The 22,813-nt window shown below is 59.4% G+C and carries 20 protein-coding genes; 9 read left to right on the forward strand and 11 right to left on the reverse strand.

Going from position 1 to position 22,813, the window contains the following annotated elements; all coding sequences use genetic code 11:
- Positions 1 to 146: 146 nt before the first annotated feature.
- The 3 genes from FS819_RS03055 to FS819_RS03065 all read left to right on the forward strand — a co-directional run bounded on the left by FS819_RS03055 (position 147) and on the right by FS819_RS03065 (position 5,998).
- Positions 147 to 2,084 carry an O-linked N-acetylglucosamine transferase, SPINDLY family protein gene (locus tag FS819_RS03055; RefSeq protein WP_197434177.1) on the forward strand — a complete coding sequence of 646 codons (1,938 nt, stop codon included), beginning with the start codon at positions 147 to 149 and terminating at the stop codon, positions 2,082 to 2,084.
- Positions 2,071 to 3,969, forward strand: a complete 1,899-nt coding sequence (locus FS819_RS03060; RefSeq protein WP_197434176.1) for an O-linked N-acetylglucosamine transferase, SPINDLY family protein — start codon at positions 2,071 to 2,073, stop codon at positions 3,967 to 3,969. Before FS819_RS03055 ends, FS819_RS03060 begins: the two co-directional genes overlap by 14 nt.
- A 115-nt stretch (positions 3,970 to 4,084) precedes the next feature.
- Positions 4,085 to 5,998, forward strand: coding sequence for an O-linked N-acetylglucosamine transferase, SPINDLY family protein (locus FS819_RS03065; RefSeq protein WP_197434175.1), 1,914 nt, complete (start codon positions 4,085 to 4,087; stop codon positions 5,996 to 5,998).
- A gap of 18 nt (positions 5,999 to 6,016) precedes the next feature.
- Here FS819_RS03065 and FS819_RS03070 read toward each other — a convergent pair.
- Positions 6,017 to 6,780, reverse strand: a protein-coding gene (locus FS819_RS03070) for an IS5 family transposase (protein ID WP_498724262.1) whose coding sequence is annotated in 2 segments (ribosomal slippage) — positions 6,017 to 6,453 and positions 6,453 to 6,780 — 765 coding nt in all. Because the reading frame shifts where the segments join, the coding sequence is not laid out codon by codon here.
- A gap of 270 nt (positions 6,781 to 7,050) precedes the next feature.
- Here FS819_RS03070 and FS819_RS03075 point away from each other — a divergent pair.
- On the forward strand, positions 7,051 to 8,058 hold the full coding sequence (locus FS819_RS03075; protein WP_156550447.1) for an asparaginase: 1,008 nt from the start codon (positions 7,051 to 7,053) through the stop codon (positions 8,056 to 8,058).
- A 30-nt stretch (positions 8,059 to 8,088) separates the two neighbouring features.
- On the opposite strand, the gene FS819_RS03080 is transcribed toward FS819_RS03075, so the two are convergent.
- The gene (locus tag FS819_RS03080; RefSeq protein ID WP_156550448.1) at positions 8,089 to 8,844 is read right to left on the reverse strand and encodes a DeoR/GlpR family DNA-binding transcription regulator; all 756 of its coding nucleotides are present in this window, start codon (positions 8,842 to 8,844) and stop codon (positions 8,089 to 8,091) included.
- A 113-nt stretch (positions 8,845 to 8,957) separates the two neighbouring features.
- Between FS819_RS03080 and FS819_RS03085 the strand changes: the two genes are divergently transcribed.
- Complete coding sequence (locus FS819_RS03085; RefSeq protein WP_156550449.1) at positions 8,958 to 9,317, forward strand: DUF4406 domain-containing protein; 360 nt, start codon at positions 8,958 to 8,960, stop codon at positions 9,315 to 9,317.
- A gap of 283 nt (positions 9,318 to 9,600) precedes the next feature.
- A complete protein-coding gene (locus FS819_RS03090; protein WP_156537712.1) occupies positions 9,601 to 9,912 on the forward strand; it encodes a hypothetical protein in 312 nt (103 codons plus the stop codon).
- A 69-nt stretch (positions 9,913 to 9,981) separates the two neighbouring features.
- Here FS819_RS03090 and FS819_RS03095 read toward each other — a convergent pair whose 3' ends face one another.
- The 4 genes from FS819_RS03095 to FS819_RS03110 all read right to left on the reverse strand — a co-directional run bounded on the left by FS819_RS03095 (position 9,982) and on the right by FS819_RS03110 (position 13,770).
- Positions 9,982 to 10,596, reverse strand: a complete 615-nt coding sequence (locus FS819_RS03095) for a hypothetical protein (protein WP_234624855.1) — start codon at positions 10,594 to 10,596, stop codon at positions 9,982 to 9,984.
- 145 nt (positions 10,597 to 10,741) lie between these two features.
- Positions 10,742 to 12,415: a phosphoethanolamine transferase gene (locus FS819_RS03100; RefSeq protein WP_234624856.1), complete on the reverse strand. Its 1,674-nt coding sequence runs from the start codon at positions 12,413 to 12,415 to the stop codon at positions 10,742 to 10,744.
- 203 nt (positions 12,416 to 12,618) lie between these two features.
- Positions 12,619 to 13,113, reverse strand: a complete 495-nt coding sequence (locus FS819_RS03105) for a GNAT family N-acetyltransferase (RefSeq protein WP_156550451.1) — start codon at positions 13,111 to 13,113, stop codon at positions 12,619 to 12,621.
- 3 nt (positions 13,114 to 13,116) lie between these two features.
- A complete protein-coding gene (locus FS819_RS03110) occupies positions 13,117 to 13,770 on the reverse strand; it encodes a glutathione S-transferase family protein (protein WP_156550452.1) in 654 nt (217 codons plus the stop codon).
- Positions 13,771 to 14,130: 360 nt separating this feature from the next.
- Here FS819_RS03110 and FS819_RS03115 point away from each other — a divergent pair, with 360 nt between their 5' ends.
- Positions 14,131 to 14,655: a DUF2087 domain-containing protein gene (locus tag FS819_RS03115; RefSeq protein ID WP_156550453.1), complete on the forward strand. Its 525-nt coding sequence runs from the start codon at positions 14,131 to 14,133 to the stop codon at positions 14,653 to 14,655.
- 37 nt (positions 14,656 to 14,692) lie between these two features.
- Here FS819_RS03115 and ggt read toward each other — a convergent pair whose 3' ends face one another.
- Positions 14,693 to 16,381 (reverse strand): gamma-glutamyltransferase, encoded by a 1,689-nt coding sequence (ggt, locus tag FS819_RS03120; protein ID WP_409050135.1) that lies wholly within the window; start codon positions 16,379 to 16,381, stop codon positions 14,693 to 14,695.
- Positions 16,382 to 16,724: 343 nt separating this feature from the next.
- A complete protein-coding gene (locus FS819_RS03125) occupies positions 16,725 to 17,294 on the reverse strand; it encodes a MarR family winged helix-turn-helix transcriptional regulator (protein WP_234624857.1) in 570 nt (189 codons plus the stop codon).
- A 293-nt stretch (positions 17,295 to 17,587) separates the two neighbouring features.
- On the opposite strand from FS819_RS03125, the gene FS819_RS03130 reads away from it, so the two are divergent.
- Entirely contained in the window at positions 17,588 to 19,060 is a 1,473-nt protein-coding gene (locus FS819_RS03130; protein WP_156550606.1) for an MDR family MFS transporter, read from the forward strand.
- Between the two features lie 63 nt (positions 19,061 to 19,123).
- Entirely contained in the window at positions 19,124 to 20,149 is a 1,026-nt protein-coding gene (locus FS819_RS03135) for a hypothetical protein (RefSeq protein ID WP_156550454.1), read from the forward strand.
- Between the two features lie 15 nt (positions 20,150 to 20,164).
- Here FS819_RS03135 and FS819_RS03140 read toward each other — a convergent pair whose 3' ends face one another.
- The 3 genes from FS819_RS03140 to FS819_RS03150 form a co-directional block, all read right to left on the reverse strand.
- Positions 20,165 to 20,797, reverse strand: a complete 633-nt coding sequence (locus tag FS819_RS03140; protein ID WP_234624880.1) for an NAD(P)H-dependent oxidoreductase — start codon at positions 20,795 to 20,797, stop codon at positions 20,165 to 20,167.
- A 256-nt stretch (positions 20,798 to 21,053) separates the two neighbouring features.
- Entirely contained in the window at positions 21,054 to 21,944 is an 891-nt protein-coding gene (locus FS819_RS03145) for a thermonuclease family protein (RefSeq protein ID WP_156550455.1), read from the reverse strand.
- Positions 21,945 to 22,123: 179 nt separating this feature from the next.
- Entirely contained in the window at positions 22,124 to 22,756 is a 633-nt protein-coding gene (locus tag FS819_RS03150) for a hypothetical protein (RefSeq protein ID WP_156550456.1), read from the reverse strand.
- Positions 22,757 to 22,813: the final 57 nt, after the last annotated feature.

Genomic DNA, 22,813 nt, shown 5'->3' on the forward strand with positions numbered 1-22,813 from the left:
TGCAGGTGAAGGCGGCTCCAGCCCCGCGCAAACTCTTGTTTTTATGGATGACGGTGCCGGGCTTTCTGTATCCGGCGTTGGAACCCGGTGTTGCCTTGTGAATTCGATAATTCTGGTGGCATGGGTGTTTAATGTTGGAGCATCGCGTGGCTACCCTTGAACTGGTACTTTCGGCCTATCAAAGCGGCGATCTGGCCGAGGCGCTGGCGCTGGCCGATGCGACGCAGGAAACGGACCCGGACCGGATAGCCGATCTGGATTTCCTCACCGGCGGCATCCGGCTGAAGGTGGGGGACAGAGCCGGGGCGGCCAAGGCGTTTGTGAGCGTGGCGCACAGCGCATCGGCCAAGGCGAGTGACTGTCTGGTGCTCGCCATCGATCTGCTATTTTCGCAGAGCCAGTTCGAGGCGCTGGCCGGGCTTGTCGATCTCGTTGCAAAACGGCTTGCCGATCATCAGACGGCGGTGTTCAAGGTCGTGACCGCCTTGTCCACGCTTGGGCGGCTCGGCGAGGCCCATCCGATCATCGGCGGCCTGGATTGCGAAAAGCGTCCACATCTCAATCTTCTCATTGCTTTCCTTGCCACATCGACGGACAGAGACGGGTTATATCCCGTTCTGCTGGCCAATGCCGCGCGCTACCCCAATAATGCTTTCCTGCTCTCTGCTCTGTTTCTGCGCGCCCAGGAGCGTTGCGATTTCGCTGTGACGGATCATTTCGCGACACGATTGCAGGAGCCGGGTTTCGGGGAGCGTCTGGCAGCTTTCGAGTTGGGCTGGGCGAGGATCGTGCGCACCGATGACGAGGGCGAGGCAGCAAAGCCGTTTTTCGGAGCGCTTGAAGTCATGCGTCACCGCGCGCAAGTGGCAGAACCTCTATCGCGCCGGGCGATCCGCCCACAGGGCCGGATTCGTATCGCCTATTTGTCCAGCGATTTTCGTGTTCATGCGATCATGACGTTGTTTCAGGACACGCTGTTGTGGCATGACCGTTCGCGATTCGAGATTATCCTGCTGTGTAACTCTCCTGCCGGTTCTGAGGTCTATCAATCGACGTGGCCGGACCAAGTGCGTAGCGAAGTCGTCCGGGTTCGCGACATGTCCAGCGAGGCCATTATCCAGTGGATCCGCCAGAATGAGGTGGATATATTGGTGGATCTGAATGGGCATACGGCGCAGGCAAGGCTCGATGTCGTTGACCTTTGCGATGCGCCGATCAAAGTCACCTATCTGGGATTTCCCGCCGCGGTGGTGGGGGTCGATCTAGACTATGCAATCACCGATTCGATCGTCACCCCCGATAGCAGCAAGCCTTATTATCAGGAAAAGCTCTGCCGCTTGCCGGAAACCTATATGGCCAACAGCATGTCTCGCCGGACTTGGCAAAAGAGGGCAAGCCGCGAGTCGGTTGGGTTGCCACAGGGCCGGTTCGTTTTCGGCTCCTTCAATGCGTCGCAGAAAATCGACCGTCAAGCAATCCGTCTCTGGTCGCAGGTGCTGGAGCGCGTGCCAGAGGCGATGCTCGCGGTAAGCTGCGCGCGGCCGGTTGTTGCCGGCAATCTGCGCGTCGCCTTCGCCCAACAGGGCATCGATGCCGGGCGATTGATCTTCTTCGAGAATTGTCCAGGTGCGGAGTTTTTGGCTCGGATGTCGGCAACCGATCTGGTGCTCGACACCTTTATCTACAACGGCCACACCACCACATCCGATGCGCTGTGGGCGGGGGTTCCTGTCCTGACGAAGAAGGGTAAGGCATTCGCGGGCCGGGTCTCCGAAAGCCTGCTGAAGGCCGTGGGCTTGCCGGAACTGGTGGCGCAGGATGCGGATGATTTTGTCGCCCGCGCTGCCGATTTCGCCGAGCATCCAGACCGGCTGGAAGCGCTTCGGATGCGTCTGAGCACCCAGATTTTAACCGCGCCGCTGTTTGATGCCGAGCGCTTCACCCGCCATCTGGAGCGCGGCTATGAGATGATGGTGGAGCGGGCGCGGGCGGGTCTTCAACCCGATCATATCGATGTTCCGGCCTTGCCTGCCCGCAACGAGCCGTTTTTCACGCCGCAAGAGGCAGACCATGGCCACGTTTGATACGGCGGTAAAGGCTTATCAGGCCGGGGATTTCGACGCGGCGCTGGGTGCGGCGCGTTGTGTGATTGCCAAAAAAGCGCCCAACCATGCGATGGCGCAGGCCCTGGTCGGCAATATTCTGCTGAAGCGCGGCGATAAGCCAGCTGCCGCCACCGCTTTTGTCCAGGCGGCACAGGCCAATCGCGCTGAGGCCCCTGCCTTTTTGAAGCTGGCGGCGACGCTGTTTCTCCAGGCCGGACAGGCGGATGATGTCCGCCGGATCGGGTTGGAGGCGGGCCTTCTCAACCGCGCCGATCCGGCCTTCGTGCTGGTCATGGCGCAGACCCTGCTGGCCCCCTGGGACAATGCTGCCCGCCAGGCGGTGACGCAACTGATCCCTTTTCTCGACCGGGCGAGCGGCCCGGCGATGTTTTTTGCCGCCAGTTTCTACCGCGCCAATTGGCAATTGCCGGAGCTGAAAGCGCTGCTGGACGAGGCCCGCGAAACCGTGCCTGACGATGTGGCCATCGAAGGCCTGCGCTTTGCCAGCGCCCATGATCTGGTCGATCTCGCCACCATTGCCCGTCATCAGGCGTTGATGGCAGCCCCGGACGAGCCTTACGCGCGCGCTATCTTGCAGGTCGAGCAGGCGCTGTCCCGTGTGCTCTGGTGCGAAGACCAGAGTGTGCAGGCCAAGCCCGTGCGCGAGCATCTGGCGCTGGCGAAAAGCTTTGCCGCCCGCCAGCCGCGGCGGAAAATCGGAATGGCTGAACAACCCCTGCATATCGGCTATCTCTCCAGCGATTTTCACGCCCATGCAACCATGACGCTGTTTCTCGACAGCCTGCTGGCCCATGATCGCATCCGGTTCAGGATCACGCTGTTCTGCTATACTGCAAAGACCTACAGCGCCGATCAGCAGGCGATGCCGGAGCAGCTGCGCCGCGAACTTGTCAGCCTGCGCGATCTTTCCGACGAGGCGGCGGCTGGCGAAATCGACCGTCAACAGGTCGATATTCTGGTCGATCTGAAAGGCCATACGCCGGGTGCCAGGCTCGGCATCGTCAATCTGTCGTCGGCGCCAGTTAAAGCAACCTATCTCGGCTTTCCCGGCCCGGTGTCCGGCGTCGATCTGGATTATGCCATCACCGATCCGGTGGTGACGCCTGATAGTGCCGAGGCTTTTTACCAGGAAAAATTCTGCCGCCTGCCGGAGTGCTATCAGGCCAACAGCGCAGCCAGCCGTCCGCAGCCGAAGCCGACACGGCGTGCTGATCACGGGTTGCCGGAGCGGGCTTTCGTTTTTGCCTCTTTCAACGGCGTCCAAAAGATCACGCCGCAGACGTTGGCCTTGTGGGCCAGGGTGTTGCGGTCAGCCCCCGACAGCCTGTTGTGGATGTTATGCCCGGATGCCTTTGCGAGAACCAACCTGGAAGCGGCGTTTGCGGCTGAGGGCATCGATCCGGCCCGCATCCTGTTTGCCGGCAAGCAGGATTATGGCGACCACGTCCACCGGCTGCCACTGGCCGATCTGGCGCTCGATACCTTTCCCTATAACGGTCACACCACAACGTCGGACATGCTCTGGAGCGGATTACCGGTCTTGACCAAGCGGGGTCACTGCTTTGCCGCTCGCGTATCGGAAAGCTTGTTAAAGGCTGTCGGCCTCGAGCAACTGGTGGCTGATGATGAGGAGGCTTTCGTCAGTCTGGCCGCAGAGCTGGCCCGGCAACCGGACAAGATCGCGGCGCTGAAAAACCACCTTGCCGCCAACCGCCATGCCGCGCCGCTGTTTGATACGCTTCGCTTCACCCGGCATCTGGAGCGAGCCTATGAGATGATGGCGGAGCGCGCCCGTGCTGGCCTTGCGCCCGCCCGGATCGACGTTCCGGTCTTACCGGGGTAATTGTTTAACGCTGTGTGCGGGCAAGCCTCGGGCAATGGTTTTCCTCTATCCGACATGACGCTACGGCATTTTTCTGCCGTCGCATGGATTTAACATGCAGGTGGCTTGGCGGATCATGGCTCAAGATATGGATTTGGCGCTTAATGCCTATCGGCAGGGCGCGTTTGATAAGGCTCTGGGCCATGCGCAGGCGGCAGCCAGGCAATTGGCGCGGGCCGGAAAAGCCGGGCAGGCCGAAATGCTCGCCGCTAATATCCATCTGAAGCTCGGCCAGAAAATCGAGGCGGCGCAAGCCTTCGCCCGGTCGGCCGCGGCTTTGCCGGAAAAGCGCGCCGAATTCCTGAAATTCGCCGCCAAGCTCTATCTGGCCGAGCGGCGGGCCGATCTTCTGGAAGGCATCGCTGTTGCGGCAGCGCGCGCCAATACCGACGATGCGGGTTTCGTCAGCGAGCTCGCCAATATGCTGCTGGGGGCAGGTATGCATCCGCCACTGGATGAACTGGTGCCGCTTCTCGATCCGGCCAATAATTGGCATTTGCAGATCATCGTCAACCACTACCAATTGACCCGCAAACCGGAAAAACTGAAGCCGATCATCGAAAAGCGCTATGCGGAAAGCCCCGAGGACAGTTTTATCGCGGTGAATTATTTCAAGTTCTGCCGCTCCAGCCTGGTCTTTCCGGTGGAAAGGCAATGGCTTGAGATGATGAAGACGCCTGATGATCCGTTGACGGCGGAAATTCTCTATCGCGACCAGCCTCTGTCGCGCTGCTACTGGAGTGACGATCAGGCGGTGATCAACGGTCCTTGCGGCGGCACTGACCTGCTTCAGCGTAATGTGAGCGCTGCGATGCCCCGGCGCGCCATTCGTCCTTTGGGCGAAAAACTCAAGATCGGGTATCTCTCTTCGGATCTGACCATCCACGCCACCATGTTTCTTCTTTACGATGTCTTTCTGGCGCATGACCGTAGCCGTTTCGACATTACGTTCTTTTGCCACACGCCACCTGGTCAGGCGGCGATCCAAAAGACCTGGGACCCGGTGCTGCAATCGGAAATTATCGCCGTCGGCCAGATGGATCATAACGGGATCGCCCAGGACATCAGCCGGCGCGGTATCGATATTCTCATCGACCTGAAGGGACACACGGCGGGCAACCGGCTTGCCGCCGTTGCTCTTTCGGATGCGCCGGTCAAGGCGACCTGGATCGGCTATCCCGGCTCGGTGCGCGGTGCCGGTCTCGATTATCACATTACCGACCCCATCGTCACACCTGACGATGCCAAGCCCTGGTTTGAGGAAAAGCTCTGCCGCCTGCCGGAAACCTATCAGGGTAATTGCAGCCTGACCAAGCCGCGCGCCAAACTCATGAAGCGGTCCGATCACGGGCTGCCTGACGAGGCCTTGGTTTTTGCTTCCTTCAATTCTCCCGCCAAGATCAGTCCGCAAAGCATCTCGCTATGGGCCTCCATCATGAAAACCGTGCCGGATAGCCTGTTGTGGATATTGTGCAGCGGGCCGCAATTGCAGGCCAATTTCGCCGAGGAATTCGCCCGCCTCGGCATTGGCCGTGAGCGTATCGTTTTTGCCGAAGGCGCGGACTATCCCGATCATCTCAGCCGGGTGGGCCTTGCCGATCTGGCGCTCGATACCTTCCCATATAACGGCCATACCACGACCTCGGATCTGCTCTGGGGAGGCCTGCCGGTCCTGACCAAAAAAGGCCAGAGCTTTGCTTCGCGGGTATCCGAGAGCTTGCTTACGGCCATCGGACTGCCCGAACTGGTGGCGCGGGACGGTGAAGAGTTTGTCGAAAGGGCGGTAGAGTTCGCCGCTCATCCGGAAAAGATCGTCGCCCTGAAACAAAAGCTCGAAGCGAACCGCCGTAAGGAGCCTTTGTTCGACACCGAGCGCTTCACCCGGCATCTGGAAAGCGCCTATGAGATGATGGTGGCGCGGGCCAGGGCTGGGCTGGCGCCTGACCATATCGACGTGCCGGCCCTGCCGATCCGGTCAATGCCGTTCTAGGCTGTAGTGACAATTTAATCATTTGATCCATAGCATTATGCTGGCGAGCTTAATGAACCCGAGAAAGTTGGCGGCGAGTTTGTCATATCGCGTGGCGATACGCCGCCACTGCTTGAGCTTGGCAAAGAAGCTCTCAATACCCCATCTCTGCCTGTAAGCGATGCGATCATAGGCATGCTGGTACTTGCGATGCCGTCGCGGCGGAATGACCGGTTCACCGCCTTGTTCGAGAATGACATCGTGCAGATGATCGGCATCATAGGCACGGTCTGCAAGCACCTTTTGAGCTGGCAGTCCCCGAACGAGGTCGCAGGCTGGAGCCATGTCATTTTGCTGTCCGGGCCCGAGTTGAAAACGAACCGGCAACCCTAGCGCATCAACGACCGCATGGATTTTGCAGCCAAATCCACCTCTGGAGCGACCGAGAGCCTGGGCTTGCGGTCCCCCCTTTTTCGGCGTCCGCCAGCGGCTTGCGCCTGAGCCCGGATCACAGTGGCGTCGATGGACAGCCACTCCAAATCCGGGTCCGCAGCGACGGCCTCGAAAGTCTCGTCGAAAATGCCCTGCTCGATCCAACGATAGTAACGCCGTTTGACTGCCTGATAAGAGCCGAAGCGGTCTTCCGGCAGATCTCGCCAGCGGGCTCCAGACCGGGCAAGCCATAAAATCGCATCAAAGAACCGCCGACCGTCGCTGCGTGGGCCGCGTTTACCTTTACGACCGCCGGGAACAAACGGTTTCAAACGCTCCCACTGGTCATCTCGGAGAACCTCACCATCCATCGCTAAACCTCCAAAAGTTAGCGTTGAATCTGATTTGCGACGGAAAGGGAATCCCAGTCGTTAATTTGTCACTACAGCCTAGAGTCTGTCGGGTTCAGATTGAACCAGTCAGACTGGATTGGCTTGTGGCTGTCTTATCTTCGTGCTCCGTGTATTCGGGCTTTAAAAAAGCACGGTGCCGCAAAAATCTCGCCAGCTTGTTTAGGGATGCGCCCTGTCGCATTCTGCGTTAATCAAACAGGATCGCCAAACATCCAAGGCCTCGCTATCATGAACAATCCCATTACCGTTGAAGTCACCCGCGGAAATCGCGTCGAAAGCCGCCATTATGGCGTAGCCGTGGTGGTGGATGGCGATGGCCAGGTGGTGTTTTCTGCCGGAGATATCGAGGCGGGTGTGTTCCCGCGCTCGGCCTGCAAGGCCATGCAGGCCCTGCCTTTGGTGGAAAGCGGTGCGGCCGATGCCTATGGGTTTGGTGACAAGGAGCTGGCGTTGGCCTGTTCCTCTCATTCCGGCGAGGACGAGCATGTGGTGCTGGCGGCGTTGATGCTGGCCCGGACCGGGCTGGATGTGGATGCGCTGGAATGCGGCGCTCATTGGTCTTTCGACCAGAAAACCCTGATCCATCAGGCCCGCACATTGGAAAAGCCGCAGGCGCTGCATAACAATTGCTCCGGTAAACATGCCGGTTTCGTCTGCGCCTGCGTACATGCTGGCTATCAGGTCGAAGGCTATGTGGAATACGACCACCCCCTGCAACGCGATATCCGGGCGACCATGGAAAGCCTGACGGGGGCCGTGCTGGACCGTGACCATTGCGGCACCGACGGCTGCTCGATCCCCACCTATGCTGTGCCGCTGAAGGCGCTGGCCCATGGTTTTGCCAGGATGGCGACCGGACAGGGGCTGGAGCCAGTGCGCGCCAAAGCCTCCAGACGGCTGATCGATGCCTGCATGGCGGAGCCTTATTACGTGGCGGGTACAGCACGCGCCTGCACGAAGATGATGCAGGTCGCCCCGGGAAAGATCTTCGCCAAGACCGGTGCCGAAGGGGTGTTCTGCGCCATTCTGCCGCAACAGGGCCTGTCGATTGCGGTCAAGGCGGATGACGGCGCGACCCGCGCCGCCGAGGCGATGGTGACGGCGCTGCTGGCCCGCTATTTCGAAAAGGACAGTTGCGAGCGGCTGGCCCTGATGGCCATGGCCAACAAGCCGATGCACAATTGGACAGGCCGCCATGTCGGTGATGTCAGAGTGACCGACGTGCTGTTTTCCTGATCTATCGCGATTTCATATCCTGACGGCTGGTCACGCCTGAAAAAGCGCGATCCCAGTCGCCTGATAGGGGGTAAGGCGCACGGCCTCCACACTGGGTCCAACGATCAATCCCGCCAGGGCCGAGAGCGGCAGGATCTGGCAGGGCGATAGCGTATCGAGCTTTTCCGCGGTCAGGCAGAGATAGGTTTCCGCACTGACCGAGGCGATCAGCCGTTTGATCGCCGCTTCCTCGGCATCGCCAGTGGTCACACCATGCTGTGGGTGGACGGATGTCGCCCCCAGGAAGAACAGATGCGGGCGCAGCCTTGCAATCGCCTCCGCCGCCACTGCACCCACCGCCACCATCGAATGCCGATAGAGCCGCCCGCCGATCAGGATAACCTCGATATCGCTGCGCCTCTCCAGTTCGACAGCGATGGTCGGGCTATGGGTGATCACCGTCAGGCCGAGATTTTGCGGCAGCAACCGGGCAATTTCGGCATTGGTGGTGCCACCATCCAGAAAGATCATCTGCCCCGGCTGGACCAGCGCTACGGCACGGGTTGCCAAAGCCTGTTTCTCACTGCCCGCCCGGCTTTTCCGGGCCGAGAAATCCGGCAGGTCAGGCGAAAGCGGCAACGCACCGCCATGCACGCGCGCAAGCAATCCCACTGCTGCCATGTCGCGCATGTCACGGCGAACGGTGTCTTCCGACAGGTCGAGTTCAGCGGCAAAATCCTTGGCGATCACCCGTCCGTCGCGTTGTAGCCGGGATAGAATGAGAGCCTTGCGTTGATGAGTCAGCATTGCACGAAATTACCTGAAAATTTACATAGTCATATTTATTGACGATTTTGACTCGACTTTCAACAGAAATCGTGCAGATTTGTGGATATTCATGCAGTTTAATGGAGAGAGAAATGCTGATTTTGATTGCAGGCCCTTATCGCTCGGGCACCGGTGACGACCCGGTGAAAATGGCGGCCAACCTGAGGGCATTGGAGGCACCGTCCTATGCGCTGTTTCAGGCGGGCCATGTGCCGATGATCGGGGAATGGGTGGCGCTGCCGATCTGGCATGCAGCGGGTGGAACGGCTGTCGGCGACGCGCTCTATGAGGAGATTTTCCACCCGGTCGCGGGTCGGCTGCTGGCGCTTTGCGATGGTGTATTACGCTTGCCCGGTGCTTCCAAAGGCGCCGACAACGATGTGCGGATTGCCAACCAACGGGGCATTCCCGTGTGGACCCGGCTGGAGGATGTGCCGGGTGTGAGCTTATAAGACGAAGATTCCTTGCTGAACACGAGGATGCGCGACAGCGAACCTTCGCAGAACAGACGAGCCGAAGCCGGGCATCTGCCCGGTTTTGGCGGGTGATCATAAAGGAGGCGCGGTTGCAAATCCAATAGAACACATGAGCTAATGGATTCCCTCTATCTCCCATGCCACTGGATGACCCGGCATTGCCCCGCAGGATTGCGGCGGTGACCGGCAGGAGCGATCAAATCGCAGTTTCTGCCAGGATTGTGGCCAGGATTGTGGAGAGAATAGGGGACAGATGTTGATGAGAAGAGTTTTGCATGGGCTTTTTAGTCTGGTGGTTTTGTCAGGTCTGGTCTCATGCCAGACACCTCAGGAATCTGCCAGCAACGCGGAAATGACCTGTAGCGCGCAAGGCTTGAAGCCGGGTACCTCGCGCTATCAGAAATGTGTCGGGGCCACCTATCAAAGCAATCGCATTCAGGCCAAGCAGGCTGAAAGCAATGTGGCTGCCGGCGCAGCAATCGGCGTCCTGGGAGGTGCCGTTCTTGGTGCCAGCCTGGACAACCGGCACCATTACTATCGTCGCTGCGGACCTTGGGGCTGCTATTATTAAAGCTTGCCCTCGCCAAAGCACGTAAGCTCTGGCCACCGGAAATCTGCCGAGAGCCAGAGCTTAGTAGCATCACATCGGCGGCACGACGCCCTTAGTGCCGACAACCACGCGGCTTGAGGCGATTGTGCCGTCCTCGGCTTTTTCGGCATTAACGAACACGGTGGCGCCGCTCTTCAGGTCGGCTTCGACGGCTGGGGCGAAGGTGACGATGGGCGTGCCTTCGGGAATGGAGATGGTCTTTTCGCCGCCCTTATAGGTCAGGGTCAGGGTCGGGCCATCGACGGCTTTGACGGCATTGGCCACGGTGGCATTGGTCATCGTGCTGCCGGGCTGAAGATCCCAGGGGCGGCTGCCTTCGCCGGTGCCTTTCATGGCGGCGGGAAAGATCACCACTTCCAGCGCATTGTTGCCACCATCCGATTTGGGGGCCGAGGCAATACCGACGAAATCGCCGGGCTTGATCGCATCGGCGGAGGCCTTGGCGACGCTGGAGATTTTCCAGCCGTCCTTCAGGGCAATCTTCGCCGTTTCCCCCTCGCGGGTCTTGACGGTCAGCACCTTGCCCTCAAAGCTTTCGACCGTGCCGCGAATGCGCAACGCTTCCGCCGCTTCTGCACTCATGCCGATACCCAGCGCCAGAAGGCTGCCTGCGAGAAGGGAGAGGGTGGTTTTCGATCGTACCATTGTCGTTCGTAGCATGGTGCTGCTTTCTGTTGAGCCTTTGGCAGGGTTGGTTGGCAACCTGTCGAGATATCCTAACAGATCTGCTCGCGGCCGCTGCTCTTTCAAGGCGCGGACACGAATAGTTGAGAGCAGGCGTTGGTGTCGGCTACTTGACCGGTTCGGCAGTTGCCACGGCGCCCGGCGCACGGCGGCAGCCGGAAAACACATCGAGGGCGGGATTGTACACTTTGGTCGCCACATCCATCAGGCCCAGCACGCTGTGGAACAGATTGTCGTGGGAGCGCGGTTCGGCTGTGGTCTTTGCCAGGCAGGCCCGGTCATATCCAGCATCCTTGGCCAGATCGTCGGCCAGCCAGAACAGCATCGGCACATGGGTCTGTTCGGTTGGCGCCACCATATAGGGCATGCCATGCAGATAGATACCGTTTTCGCCAAGCGACTCGCCATGGTCGGACAGATAAACGACGGCGCCAGCCAGCGTGGCGGACCGCTGTTTCAGCGTGTCGATCACCTCAGCAACGATATGGTCGGTATAGAGTATAGTGTTGTCGTAGGCGTTGCGGATTTCCTGCGGGCTGCATTTGCCGAAATCATTGGCGCGGCAATCCGGCTGGAACCTGCGGAATTCCTCCGGATAGCGGGCGTAATAGGCAGGGCCGTGACTGCCAAGCTGATGCAGCACCAGCACGCTGTCGCCCTTGATCCCGTCCAGCCAGCCGTTCAGCTTGTCGGTCAGGATGCCATCCAGACATTCGCCATCCTTGCAAAAGCGCGGATCGGCAGACGGTGGCAGAAACGTATAGGGCACCCGGTCGGCGACATTGTAATGGCCGGTGTCATTGTCCAGCCAGGTCACGGAGACCTTGGCATAGCCCAGCACATCCAGCAGGTTTTGCCGCTCGGCGGCCTTGCGGTGGCTATAGCTGGCCCGTGTGAGGTCGGAGAACATGCAGGGGATGGAGACGGCGGTTGCAGTGCCGCAGCTGGTCGTGTTGCTGAAATAGGTCACGCCCCGGGCTTTCAGCTGCGGATTGGTATCGCGGTCATAGCCGCCCAGCGAGAAATTCGCAGCCCGTGCGGTTTCCCCGGCAACGATGACCGTGACGCGCGGCTTGGTGATGGCGGCGGTATTGATCCGGTGGGCGTCGGTGCCGATCGGCCCTGCCACGATATTGCGGTCGCGGTTGGCATCGATGGTATAGCGCACCGCATTGGCAATCGGCAGGAACGGGTTCAGCCGGTCGAGAATATCGTTATGGGCGCGCCCGACGCCTGCAAAGGTTCGGTAATCGCTGAAGGCGGCGGCGGCAAACACCGCGACACAGGCGATGATGACGCCAGCATTATGGGCAACTTTGCTGAGGAAAGGCCGGTGGCGGACCCGCAGCCAGACGATCAGCAGCGAGGGCAAAACACCGGTCAGAACCACATGTATCATAAAACGGGGCGTGAGCAGATGAGCAGTCTCCGCGCCGGTCGAAACCGCTGCATTGCGGATCATTTCCCGGTCGATGATCGTGCCGAACTGGTCGGTAAACCATGATGATAGCGAGGCGGTGATCACTAGGAAGATCAGTACCGGCTTTACCAGATATTTTGCCGAGAACAGCGTGAGGATCGCCAGGCACATGGCGGAAATGCCGAGCGCAAACAGGCCGAAGGCCAATGGCGAGGTATCTGCCAGATAGCCATGCGCCTTGATCCAGAACGTAGTGTTGGTCACCGCCAGCAGATAGGCCGTGGTCAGGATGCACAGCGTCACGCTGCCGATCTGCGGTCTGGACCTGAAGACGCTGGCTTTTCCTGCACGATAATCCACGTAACGTCCTCCACATGACCGTTTTATGTCGGTCGCATGGCATGCAGTCCTGACAGGAAGCTGAATATCGGAAAATACTAAATAAAGAATTCAGGCGCGAAAAGCAGACCTTTCCACAGGATGAATCGATGGATAAAGCAATTACTGGTTGTTTTTAGGGATATAGAATGGCTCTGCCTGGAGGTGAGCCGTTATGGGACCGATCAAAGCTCCAGCAGCATCAGCACCTGCGGCCCGGCCTTGCCGCCGAGATAGGTCTGGCCGGTATCCTGCCAGCCGCTTTTTGTGTAGAGGCCAATTGCCGTGGGATTGCGCAGGTTGACGGTGAGGAAACAGTGTCTGGCCGGATAATGGCGGGCGAGATAGGCTGGCAGCGCGGCCATGGCTGCCCTGCCATAGCCTTTTCCCTGAAATTGGCTGCCGACGATCAGCGCCCGCAGGCCGAGATCGCCGGGTTGGAAACCGTGCTTCGCCAGATCAAAACTGGAGAGGCGGGTATTATAGTCCCGGTCGATCTTGAAGAAGCAGACAGGGTCATCGCTGACACTGCCGATGTGAAAATCCACCGTTTGATCGTTGTCATCGATAACGCTTTCGATGGGCCCGGCAAATATCTGCTGCTCTAGCGGCAAGGATAGATGCAGGACGCGGGCGCGGTCGTCGCGCGCCAGCGGCGCCAGGGTCAGTGCGGGTTCCATCGGTTACTCCGCAGCCCGCCTTTCCCACATGGCCTTGAAGGCCGGGCGGCTCTGGCAGCGGCCAAGCCAGGCACTGACGCTCGGATGGGCGTCCATCACCGGCGTATAAGGCTGGGCGTAGCGAACGATTTCGGCGAGATTGATGTCGGCTACGGTGAAACGGTCGGAAACGGCGAATTCCTTGGCCGAGAAATGCTTTTCCAGCACGGCCATCGGCCGTTTCAACAGCCGGGCTGCGGCTGCGGCTTCGGATTGACCGGCCTCGCTGTCCAACCGGCCATCCATGGAGATCCGGGAGATTTTCAGCGCATTGCCTTCGATTTCAGTGGCGGCAAACAGCGACCACTGCATCATCAGCGCATCTTCCTCCAGATCCCTCGGACCGATCTCGCCGCCATATTGCTTGGCAAGATAAAGGGTGATGGCGAGCGATTCAAACAGAACCAACCCGTCATCCTCGATTGCCGGAATGGCCCCGAACGGATTGATGGCCAGGAAGGCAGGCGACTGCGTATTGATCGGTGCATCCGGTGCGAGTGGATTGTCCAGCTTCACCGCCTGCAAGACCGGGATATGATCGAAGGCCAGCTCCAGCTCTTCCGCAAGCCATATGACGCGCGTGGCGCGGGATTTATAGCAGCCATAGACTTTTAACATCGGTGTCTCCCAAGGGTGATTTGGAGGTGAGGCTATCCTTGAAATGCAGCCTTGGGAAGCGCGGGATTGACACTGAAAACAATTTGCTTCTATCACTCTTAACAGGGTCCGCAGTTCACCCAGACATCACCGCTCCTGCAAAGGAGAGCTAAACCTGCATCATCCTACTGCATAATTTTCTCTTTAAACCGGAATGGGTTTAAAGAGAAAATTATGCAGTAGGTATGAAAGAGTTACAGCGAACCTTTGTGCGCCATATCTGGCGCACGGCGCTGTAGATCCACGGCACGCTTTATTGCGCCCGCTGGCAGGACGGTGGTTACCGGCATGGCATGGGCGCATCTATCGAGGGATAAAGCGATGTCGCGTCTGACTTACTCTTATGAAATCGCAGATATTTCCGATCTCGCCCGCCGTCTTGGCCGCGAACTTCAAAAGCATGAGGGAGCACCCGGCCATGTCGAGCTTCTCAATATGCTCGCCCGCGCCTCAGGCCACGCCAATTTCCAGCACTGGAAAGCGTCACGTGCGGCCCAGGCAAGGCTGGCTCTGCCAAAGGCCACCGATCCACCGGTCGATTATCGGCTTGTCGAGGCGGTCGCGCGCTGCTTTGGTGACAAAGGCGTGCTGATCCGCTGGCCATCGAAAACCAGCCACCAGCGGCTGAGCCTATGGAAGCTCTGGGCGGCCTTTCCCGCCGATAGGGACATGCCGGAAACGCAGGTCAATGCGCTGCTCCGAAGCTTGAATGGCTTTGGCGATCATGTCCTGCTGCGCCGGGAAATGGTCAACAACAGGCTGTTGTCGCGCACGTTGGATTGCCGCCTCTACCGGCGGGTGGAAAGCCGTCCGCCGCCGGATGCTCTGGCCTTGATCGGACTGTGACGGCGGCTCCGGCCACCGTCTTCGTCGGCAAGCCTCGTCAATAACCCTTGGCGGAACCGGCGACAGCCCGGGTGTCGATGGCGCCAAAATAGCCGGATGCCTTGTCCCCGGCCTTGGCAATATCAGAGACACTCTTGCCTCCAACCAGAATGCCGGCGGCCTGGCCCCAGACCGGGCCGTCATTGCCGCCATCGAGCGTATAGCCCATGTCCTTCAGCTTCTGGAGCGTATCGGGCGATAGCGCGTAGGACTCATAATAGACCTTGTCCGGCTGCCATTGATGGTGAATGCGCGGCGCGTTGACGGCGGCGGAAATGTCCATGCCGAAATCCACCACATTGAGGATCGCTTCCAGCGTGATGGTGATGATGCGCGAGCCGCCGGGGCTGCCGATCACCATGAACGGCTTGCCATCCTTGGTGACGATGGTCGGGCTCATCGAGGAGAGCGGCGTTTTCTTCGGCGCAATCGCATTGGCCTCGCCCTGCACCAACCCGTAGAGATTGGCCACACCGGGCTTGGAGGTGAAATCGTCCATCTCGTTGTTGAGGAGAATACCGGTGCCGGGGGCGACCACGCCCGCGCCGAACGAGCCGTTCAGCGTATAGGTGACGGAAACCGCGTTGCCGTCACCGTCGATGATTGAATATTGCGTGGTCTCGGTGCTTTCCTTGCCCCCGAACGGCTTCAGATTGGTGGATTCTCCGGCTTTGCCAGGGATAATCTTGGCGCGGATTTCGGCGGCATAGGCCTTGTCCAGCATTTTTGGCAGCGGATTGTTGACGAAATCAGGATCGCCCAGCGCCGCATTGCGGTCAACATAGGCGTAGCGCATCGCCTCGACCATCTGATGCACGGTGGTGGCTGCGCCATAGCCCTGCTCGGCCAGCGGATAGGCCTCCAGAATGTTGAGGATTTCGCAGATGATCACCCCGCCCGAGGATGGCGGCGGCGAGGAGATGATATGGTAGCCGCGATAGTCGCATTCGACCGGCTTCAACTCACGCACGGCATAGGTCTCGAAATCGGCGGTGGTCAATATGCCACGGCCATCGGCGCTGGCCTTGGCAATTGCCTGGGCAGGCATGCCCTTGTAGAAGGCATCAGGGCCTTTTTCGGCAATGCTGTCCAGCACATTGGCCAGATCCGGCTGTTTCAGCACTTCGCCTGCGCCATAGGGCGCGCCATCGGCTTTCAGGAAGATCTTTGCCGCTGCCGGGTCTTTTGCCAGCCGCTTGGCACCACCGGCCAGAATGGCGGCATCGCCCTGGTTGAGCGTGAATCCGTCGCGGGCCAGCGCAATCGCCGGACCGATCAACGCGGCGCGGTCCTTGGTGCCGTATTTTTCCCGCGCCAGTTCCAGCCCCTTGACGGTTCCGGGCACGCCGACGGCCAGATAGCCATCCAGGCTGGCACGCGGCACGATCTCGCCCTTGTCGTCGAGATACATGTCCTTCTTGGCGGCCAGCGGTGCCTTTTCACGGAAATCGATGAAATCGGTGCGGCCATCTTTGAGGCGAATGGTCATGAAACCGCCACCGCCGATATTGCCGGCGGTCGGATAGGTCACTGCCAGCGCGTATCCTACGGCCACGGCGGCATCGACGGCATTGCCGCCGGATTTCAGCACCGTAACGCCGATATCGGTGGCCAGATGCTGGGCCGTGACCACCATGCCATTGCGGCCTTCGACCGGAGCAGGCGAGGCGGCATGAAGCGATGTCATCGGCGCAAGCACCAGTGCCAGCGCTGTCAACAGGCCTGAGGATGGGAACAGCAAGGATCTACAGCGGAACATAATCATCAAAACGACCTCTGGAGCACAACAGGTTTTCGTTTGTCTTTTCGGAAAAATCGGATTTCCCTTTTCCGGGACAATCATTGGCCGAAAGAGAATACGGTCATCCGGCGAGGTCGAAAGGTATCACCCATAACGGATCTTGCAACCACGGCAGCGGCAAGATCAATCCGATTTTTCGGCCGATTTTCCGGTCCATCGTTTCATGCGCACCCGATGTCATGCAAAACCGGCGGCAATCTGAAGTATGAATGGAAGGCGGCCCTTGGTATTAAATCTTATCTCCGGCCTCTTTGGCCAGCATCGTTCCCCGGCATTCCAGCCCACAGATGAAGCGATCGAACAGGGTTTCGAATGTGATGATGTCGTCAGCGCTCCAGTCTTCCACCGTCTGGCCGATCACCTCGCGGCGAACACTGTCGAAGTGATGCAGCAATTCCTCACCGATTGGCGTCAGGGTGACGATAGTGCGCCGGGCATCGGCCTGTGACGCCTCCCGCCGCAGGGCGCCGCGCCGGACAAGATCGGCCACGACGCGGCTTGCTCGCGACGGATCGATGCGCATCTGCTCGGCAATTACCCCGACGGTCACTTCCTGGCCACGCGCGGAATGGGAAACCACCTTCACCACATCGAAATGGGAAAGCTCCATGCCGTGGCCCTCGCTCATCCGGCTGAGCGCAATGCGCGACATGAAGCGGCGGCCCATCATCATGCGCAGCCGGGCCATGGTCTGCGAAATGCCGTCCAAGGCCGTTTCGACGCCCGCAGGGGCTTGCTCACCAGCAAGATCGGCGCCCAGGGCAGTTGCGTGTTCGGCGCGGTCTTGAGGTTGGGTCATGCGAAAGCCAGTGCAGATGGGAGTTCACGAAAATATGTGCTTTTATCATATATGTGCTGATTGACAATAAAACACAATATATGCTTTTATCACATATATGACAAGAGCAATGAACGTTTCGTTCTCCGCTCGTTCAGGCCATAGCACCCCAGACAATCGCGCCTTTCCAGCTCCTTCTGCCTTGCAACCAAAGAGATTTCTGCATGGATACTGCCCTGTCCGATCCGGCCGTCGCTCCTAAGACGGTGGAGCCGCCCCCCTTCCAGTCGCTGGTGCCTGATCCGCGCCTGCGGATGATGTTGTTTCTGTTCCTGATGACGGCGCTGTTCATGGCGACACTGGACAATCAGATCGTTTCCACGGCATTGCCCACCATCGTCGGCGAGTTCGGCCAGTTGGAACGGTTCGGCTGGGTGGGGTCCGCCTATCTTCTGGCCATGAGCGCGGTCATGCCGCTCTATGGCAAGTTGGGCGACCTGTTTGGCCGCAAATATGTGATGATGACGGCAATCGCGATTTTTACCGTCGGCTCGCTGATTTGCGGCTCGGCGGTCTCGATGAACACGCTGATTGCAGCACGGGTGCTGCAAGGGCTTGGCGGCGGCGGCATCATGGTGTCGATCTTTTCCATCAATGCCGATCTGTTCGAGCCACGGGTGCGGGCCCGCTATCAGAGCTATTCCAGCCTGGTGCTGATGGCCTCCGGCGCCATTGGCCCCACCCTGGGCGGCACGATGAGCGACCTGTTCGGCTGGCGGTCGATCTTTCTCGTCAACCTGCCGATCGGCATTGTTGTTCTGGTGGGCCTTGGCCTCTATCTGCCCTATCGCAAGCCGCAGCGGCGTCCGAAGATCGATTATGCCGGTGCGCTGCTTCTGGCCGGGGCGGTCACCAGCGTGGTGTTCTGGGCCGATAGCGGCCAGATCTTCGGTTCGCTGGTGGCACCGGGAAGCCTCGGCGTCGTTGCTTTTGGCCTGGTTTGCGCCGTGCTGTTCGTGCAGGTGGAAAAGCGGGCAGCAGAACCAATGGTACCGATCAGCCTGATGCGCAATTCCACGGCCCGGCTGCTGTGGATCATATCGCTGGCCAGTGGTGCTGTCGGCATTGGCTCCGTTAATTATGTCGCGCTCTACCTGCAAACCACGACCGGGCTTTCGCCGACACTGGCCGGCCTGCTGTTCATTGCTGTGACCGGCGGCATCGCCATCGGTTCGCTCAGCAGCGGACGGCTGATTTCCGCGACCGGACGTTACAAGATCTTCGGTATCCTCGGCGGCGCGGGCAGTTGCATTGCCTTTGCCCTCTTCAGCCAATTGCCTGTTGGCACACCAATCGCGGTGATCGGCGCGCTCATGCTGATGCATGGCATCAGCGTCGGCATCGGTCAGCAGATCCCGGTGATTGGCGTGCAGAATGCCGTGGCCCAGAAGGATGTCGGCGCGGCGACCGGCACGGTGACGCTAACCCGCATGGGGGGTGCCTCCATCGCCATTTCCATCTATGGCGCGGTGCTGTCGGCCTTCATGACCGGCGGCGCAGAAATCCCCGGCGTCGGCAATATCGAAAGCCTGACACCGGCGGCCATGGCGGCGCTGGACCCGGCAGCCCGCGCGGCGGTCTCGGCCACCTATGCCCATGCGTTCGGGCCGGTGTTCATCAGCATGGCGCTAATCATCGGCTGCGGCTTCATCGCGTCTTGCTGCCTGAAAAACGTCCGGTTGCCGACCGGCGAGGCCCCGAAACCGGTGGAGGCCGTGGCGGAGTGATTTGCCCGGTATAAGGGTGCTATGCTACCAGAGAGCAAAGCACTCTTTGGTAGCATAGCGAGCATGGCCCCAGTACACCGCATAATTTTCGCCCTTGCGGCTGCTGTTTTGCGTGGCCTCTCCCTTACGGTCTCCACTTTGGCGGCGGAGCCGTTTACGGCCCGTGATCCAGGCTTTCTAGGCGATGAGGATGCGGCGCGGATCGTCGAGAAGGTCGGCGATATGGAAAAGGCGCTGGCGGACGAAGCGGTTCTGGCCGGGCATTTCGCCGGTCTGGTCTCCCCGCCGGAAGAAACGGCCAGCCTGCACCAGTTGACGGGCAATGTGCCGGGTCTGGCCTATATCCTGCCGGTCATTCACGGCGAGGTGCGCGGCACGCTGATCGACATGCGCTTTACCGATAAGGCGGCGGCGGATGGTTTTCGTCAAAAGCTTGATCAAGCCTTCGGGCCATCCGATCCGGCCTGTAGCGATGAAACCCACGCCTATTGGGCACCACACCCTGACCACTCGCTGGCCTTGCGGATTGATGTCTATAAGACGGAAACCATTGCGCAATTGACGCTGCTTGCGTCTGCCCCACCGGATGCCAATTGCAAAGTCAATTCAGCGCCGCCCAATGCGCTGGTGGACAAAGCGGCTTTGACGGCATTATTCACGCGGCTGAAAAACGAGCCGGTACCATGGACCAACGCGGATGCCATGGCGGCTTGGCTGAAGCCTTATGGCGAAAGCACCATTGAAAGGCCGGACAATTGCGCAGCGCAACTGGATATCGCCAGACCGCAGCAGCAGCTTGGCGGCATTGGCACATTCTCAGCCAGCCTGCGCCTTTGCCCCGTCTCCAGGTTCGGCAAACCGTCCAGCCTTTTCCTGTCCACCGGCGAAAACGACCTGTTTGGCTCTCGCAAGGCGCAAGAGGCGCTGGAAGCGGCTTTTGGCCCCCGCTATGCGCAATGCAGCGGCGAGGGCCGGGAGGTCTGGGTGGTTAATCCCGAGGTGACGGCGGTTCTCAGCCGGGTCTATCCGGCTTCCGGGGTGCTGATCGTCAATGCGCCGGTGACGGCGCTGGCCGATTGCCGGGAGTGATGAAGAGCAAAGTTCTCACTTCACCTCGATGACGAAGTCCTCGCGGGCGCGGCGGACTTTCTTCAGGTTGACCAGCCAGTCGCCGTCCGGCTGACGATAGCCGAGCGGCAGGATGGCGACGGAGCGCAGGCCCTTGGCGCGCAGATCGAGAATTTCGTCCAGCGCTGCCGGGTCGAAACCTTCCATCGGGGTTGAATCAACTTCTTCGAAGGCGGCAGCCGTCAGGGCCAGCCCCAGCGCGATATAGGCCTGGCGGGCGGCATGTTCGAAATTCACTTGAGGATCGCGTGGCGGATAGGTGCCCAGCAGCATCTTGCGATAGTTTTCCCAACCTTCATTGGTGAAATTGCGCTCGGCATTGGTGAGATCAAACATCGTGTTGATCCGTTCCGCCGTGTAATTGTCCCAGGCGGCAAACACCAGCAGATGCGAGCAATCGGTGATCTGGCCCTGGTTCCAGGCGATCGGCTTGATCCGCTCGCGAATCTCCTTATTGGTCACGACAAGCACGGAAAACGGCTGCAAGCCGCTGGACGTCGGCGCCAGCCGGGCCGCCTCGACAATACGCTCGACCTTGTCTTCGGCAACAGTTTTCGACGGGTCCATTTTCTTGGCGGCATAACGCCAGTTCAACTTATCAAGCAGCACGATACTATCCTTATGCGAAGGCTCGAAGATGCTCACGCATCCCCGCCTTGAAGAATTTCGACTATCTCACATGCAGCAAAGGCTTGAGATAGTCGAAAAGGAAATACGAACTGCCATCTTCGATGACACTCCGTATTATGGAAGAAAAATTGCCTGCCCGATGTAGGCGGGCAGGCGGTGATCCGCAATCGGCTGGATGATGAATACAGCGTTCACCCTGCATGGATCATTGGTGATTTTCCATGGCATAGCGAAGCTACTTTTCGACGAACACCGCCTGTGTCAGATCGGCATCGAAACGGTAGCGGTCGTTTTCCCGGCGCAGCAATTGCGAGAGCGGCACTTCGCTGCGGTTGTCGATAATCACCTTGTCGTTTTCGCTTTCCGTCTTGCGCAACCACTCGACCAGATCGGTCTCACCGGATTTGAGAAAATCGCAGCCACGCCGAAACAGTTTCGGGAAAATCAGTTGGGCCTTGCCGGTGCCGTCTTCCTCTTCCTCGCCCGGCTTGCTGCCGCTCGCCCAGCCAAGATCGCTGAGGTCGGTGAGGGCAAACCGTTCCGTCTTATCCACCGCCCAGACGCCAAGGTCCGCATCCCGCGCCTGTCTTGCGGCCTCGGAAATCGTCTCGCGCTGGTCTACCGGCGCGGAACTATAGAGCATGGGATAGGCCATTCCGCTGGAAATCAGCCGGTAATTGGCGCTGGCCTCCAGGGCCTTTTGCGAAATCGCGCCGGTATCGCCGGAGGAAAACGGATTGCCGTCAAACGTCAGATAGGAAATCGGTCGCCCGTGAACATCGGCGGAGGCCGTCAGAATACCGGCCTGGATGGTTTGCGGCTCGGCGGCGGTGACGGTTTCTTTCGACAGCGAAAAGGAGGAAAAGCCGATGAGATCGCGCAGCAGATAATCCCGCGCCACCCCGCCGCGCGGCTGCGCCTTGCTCTCGTAATGGGTTTCGGGCGTATCGATCCCTTCCAGCCGCAGTTGATGGCTGCCATCCTTGGCCGGGCGCAGCAGATGGGCGCGGTAGATGTCGGCAAGCAGGTTTTCATCATCCGGGCGAAACCGCACCGAATCGCCATCCGGCTGCTTGCCGATGATGATGATCGTGCCGGGAACGTAGCGATAATTCTGCAAGGCCATGGGCGATCCTCCTTTGCCATCAATGGTCTACAGCATCGTGCGTTTTATCAAACGCACATAAGATGCTGTAACGCTTCGAATTTCCTGCATAATCCCTCAGATCGAGTCCGATTTGGGGGATTATGCAGTAGGAGCAGCAAACCGCAGATCTGTGTCATGGGTGAGACAGAGGAGGCCGATCAGACGGCTGCGGCCAGACCCTGCACCGCCAACAACCCGCTGGCCGCCGCCGCGGTGGATGCCGGAGACGGGGCAGCGTCCGCGCCTTGATCCGCCGCCGCGTCTTCATCCGTCGCGGCCAAATCGTCCTGAATAGTCTCGCCGGTATCGGTCAGGAACATCCTGTTGACCAAGGCATCGCTGCTGAACATCTTGCTCATCAGCTCGGTGGTGAGGCTTTTCCTGCCGCTTTCGACAGAGCTTGTCGTGAGGATGCCAAAGTGCTTTTCCCTGATGGCCGCCGCAAGTTCCTCAGGCGTATACCCGGATTCCCAATCTATATCAGCTATGTCTGCAAAACTGTGGCTTTTTCCGTCAGTGGACGTGAAGGCCATGCCCCCTTCATTAAAAATCGTCGCTGTACCGATTTCGGTCTGTATGGTTCCCCACACGGTCGCGGGCTTGTTATCGGCTTCAATCTTGACCTGCTCCGCCGCAACCTCCGCCCACATCGCTTCCATTTCCACCTGCAAGGCGGTCTTGGGTTGGCTATCGTCAGGCAAACTCGCCATAAACTCGGTATCGGCCTCCGCAGCCTTGGTTGAGGAATAGCCATAGGCATACGCTATGCCGGGTGTAACTGTCGTGCTCATGTGACCCCTCCTATGAGCATGGAAATGAAAAACCCCGATGCCGCAATGCGGTACTCG

This window comes from Allorhizobium sp. Av2 (assembly GCF_021462805.2).
Lineage (GTDB): Bacteria > Pseudomonadota > Alphaproteobacteria > Rhizobiales > Rhizobiaceae > Allorhizobium > Allorhizobium vitis_G.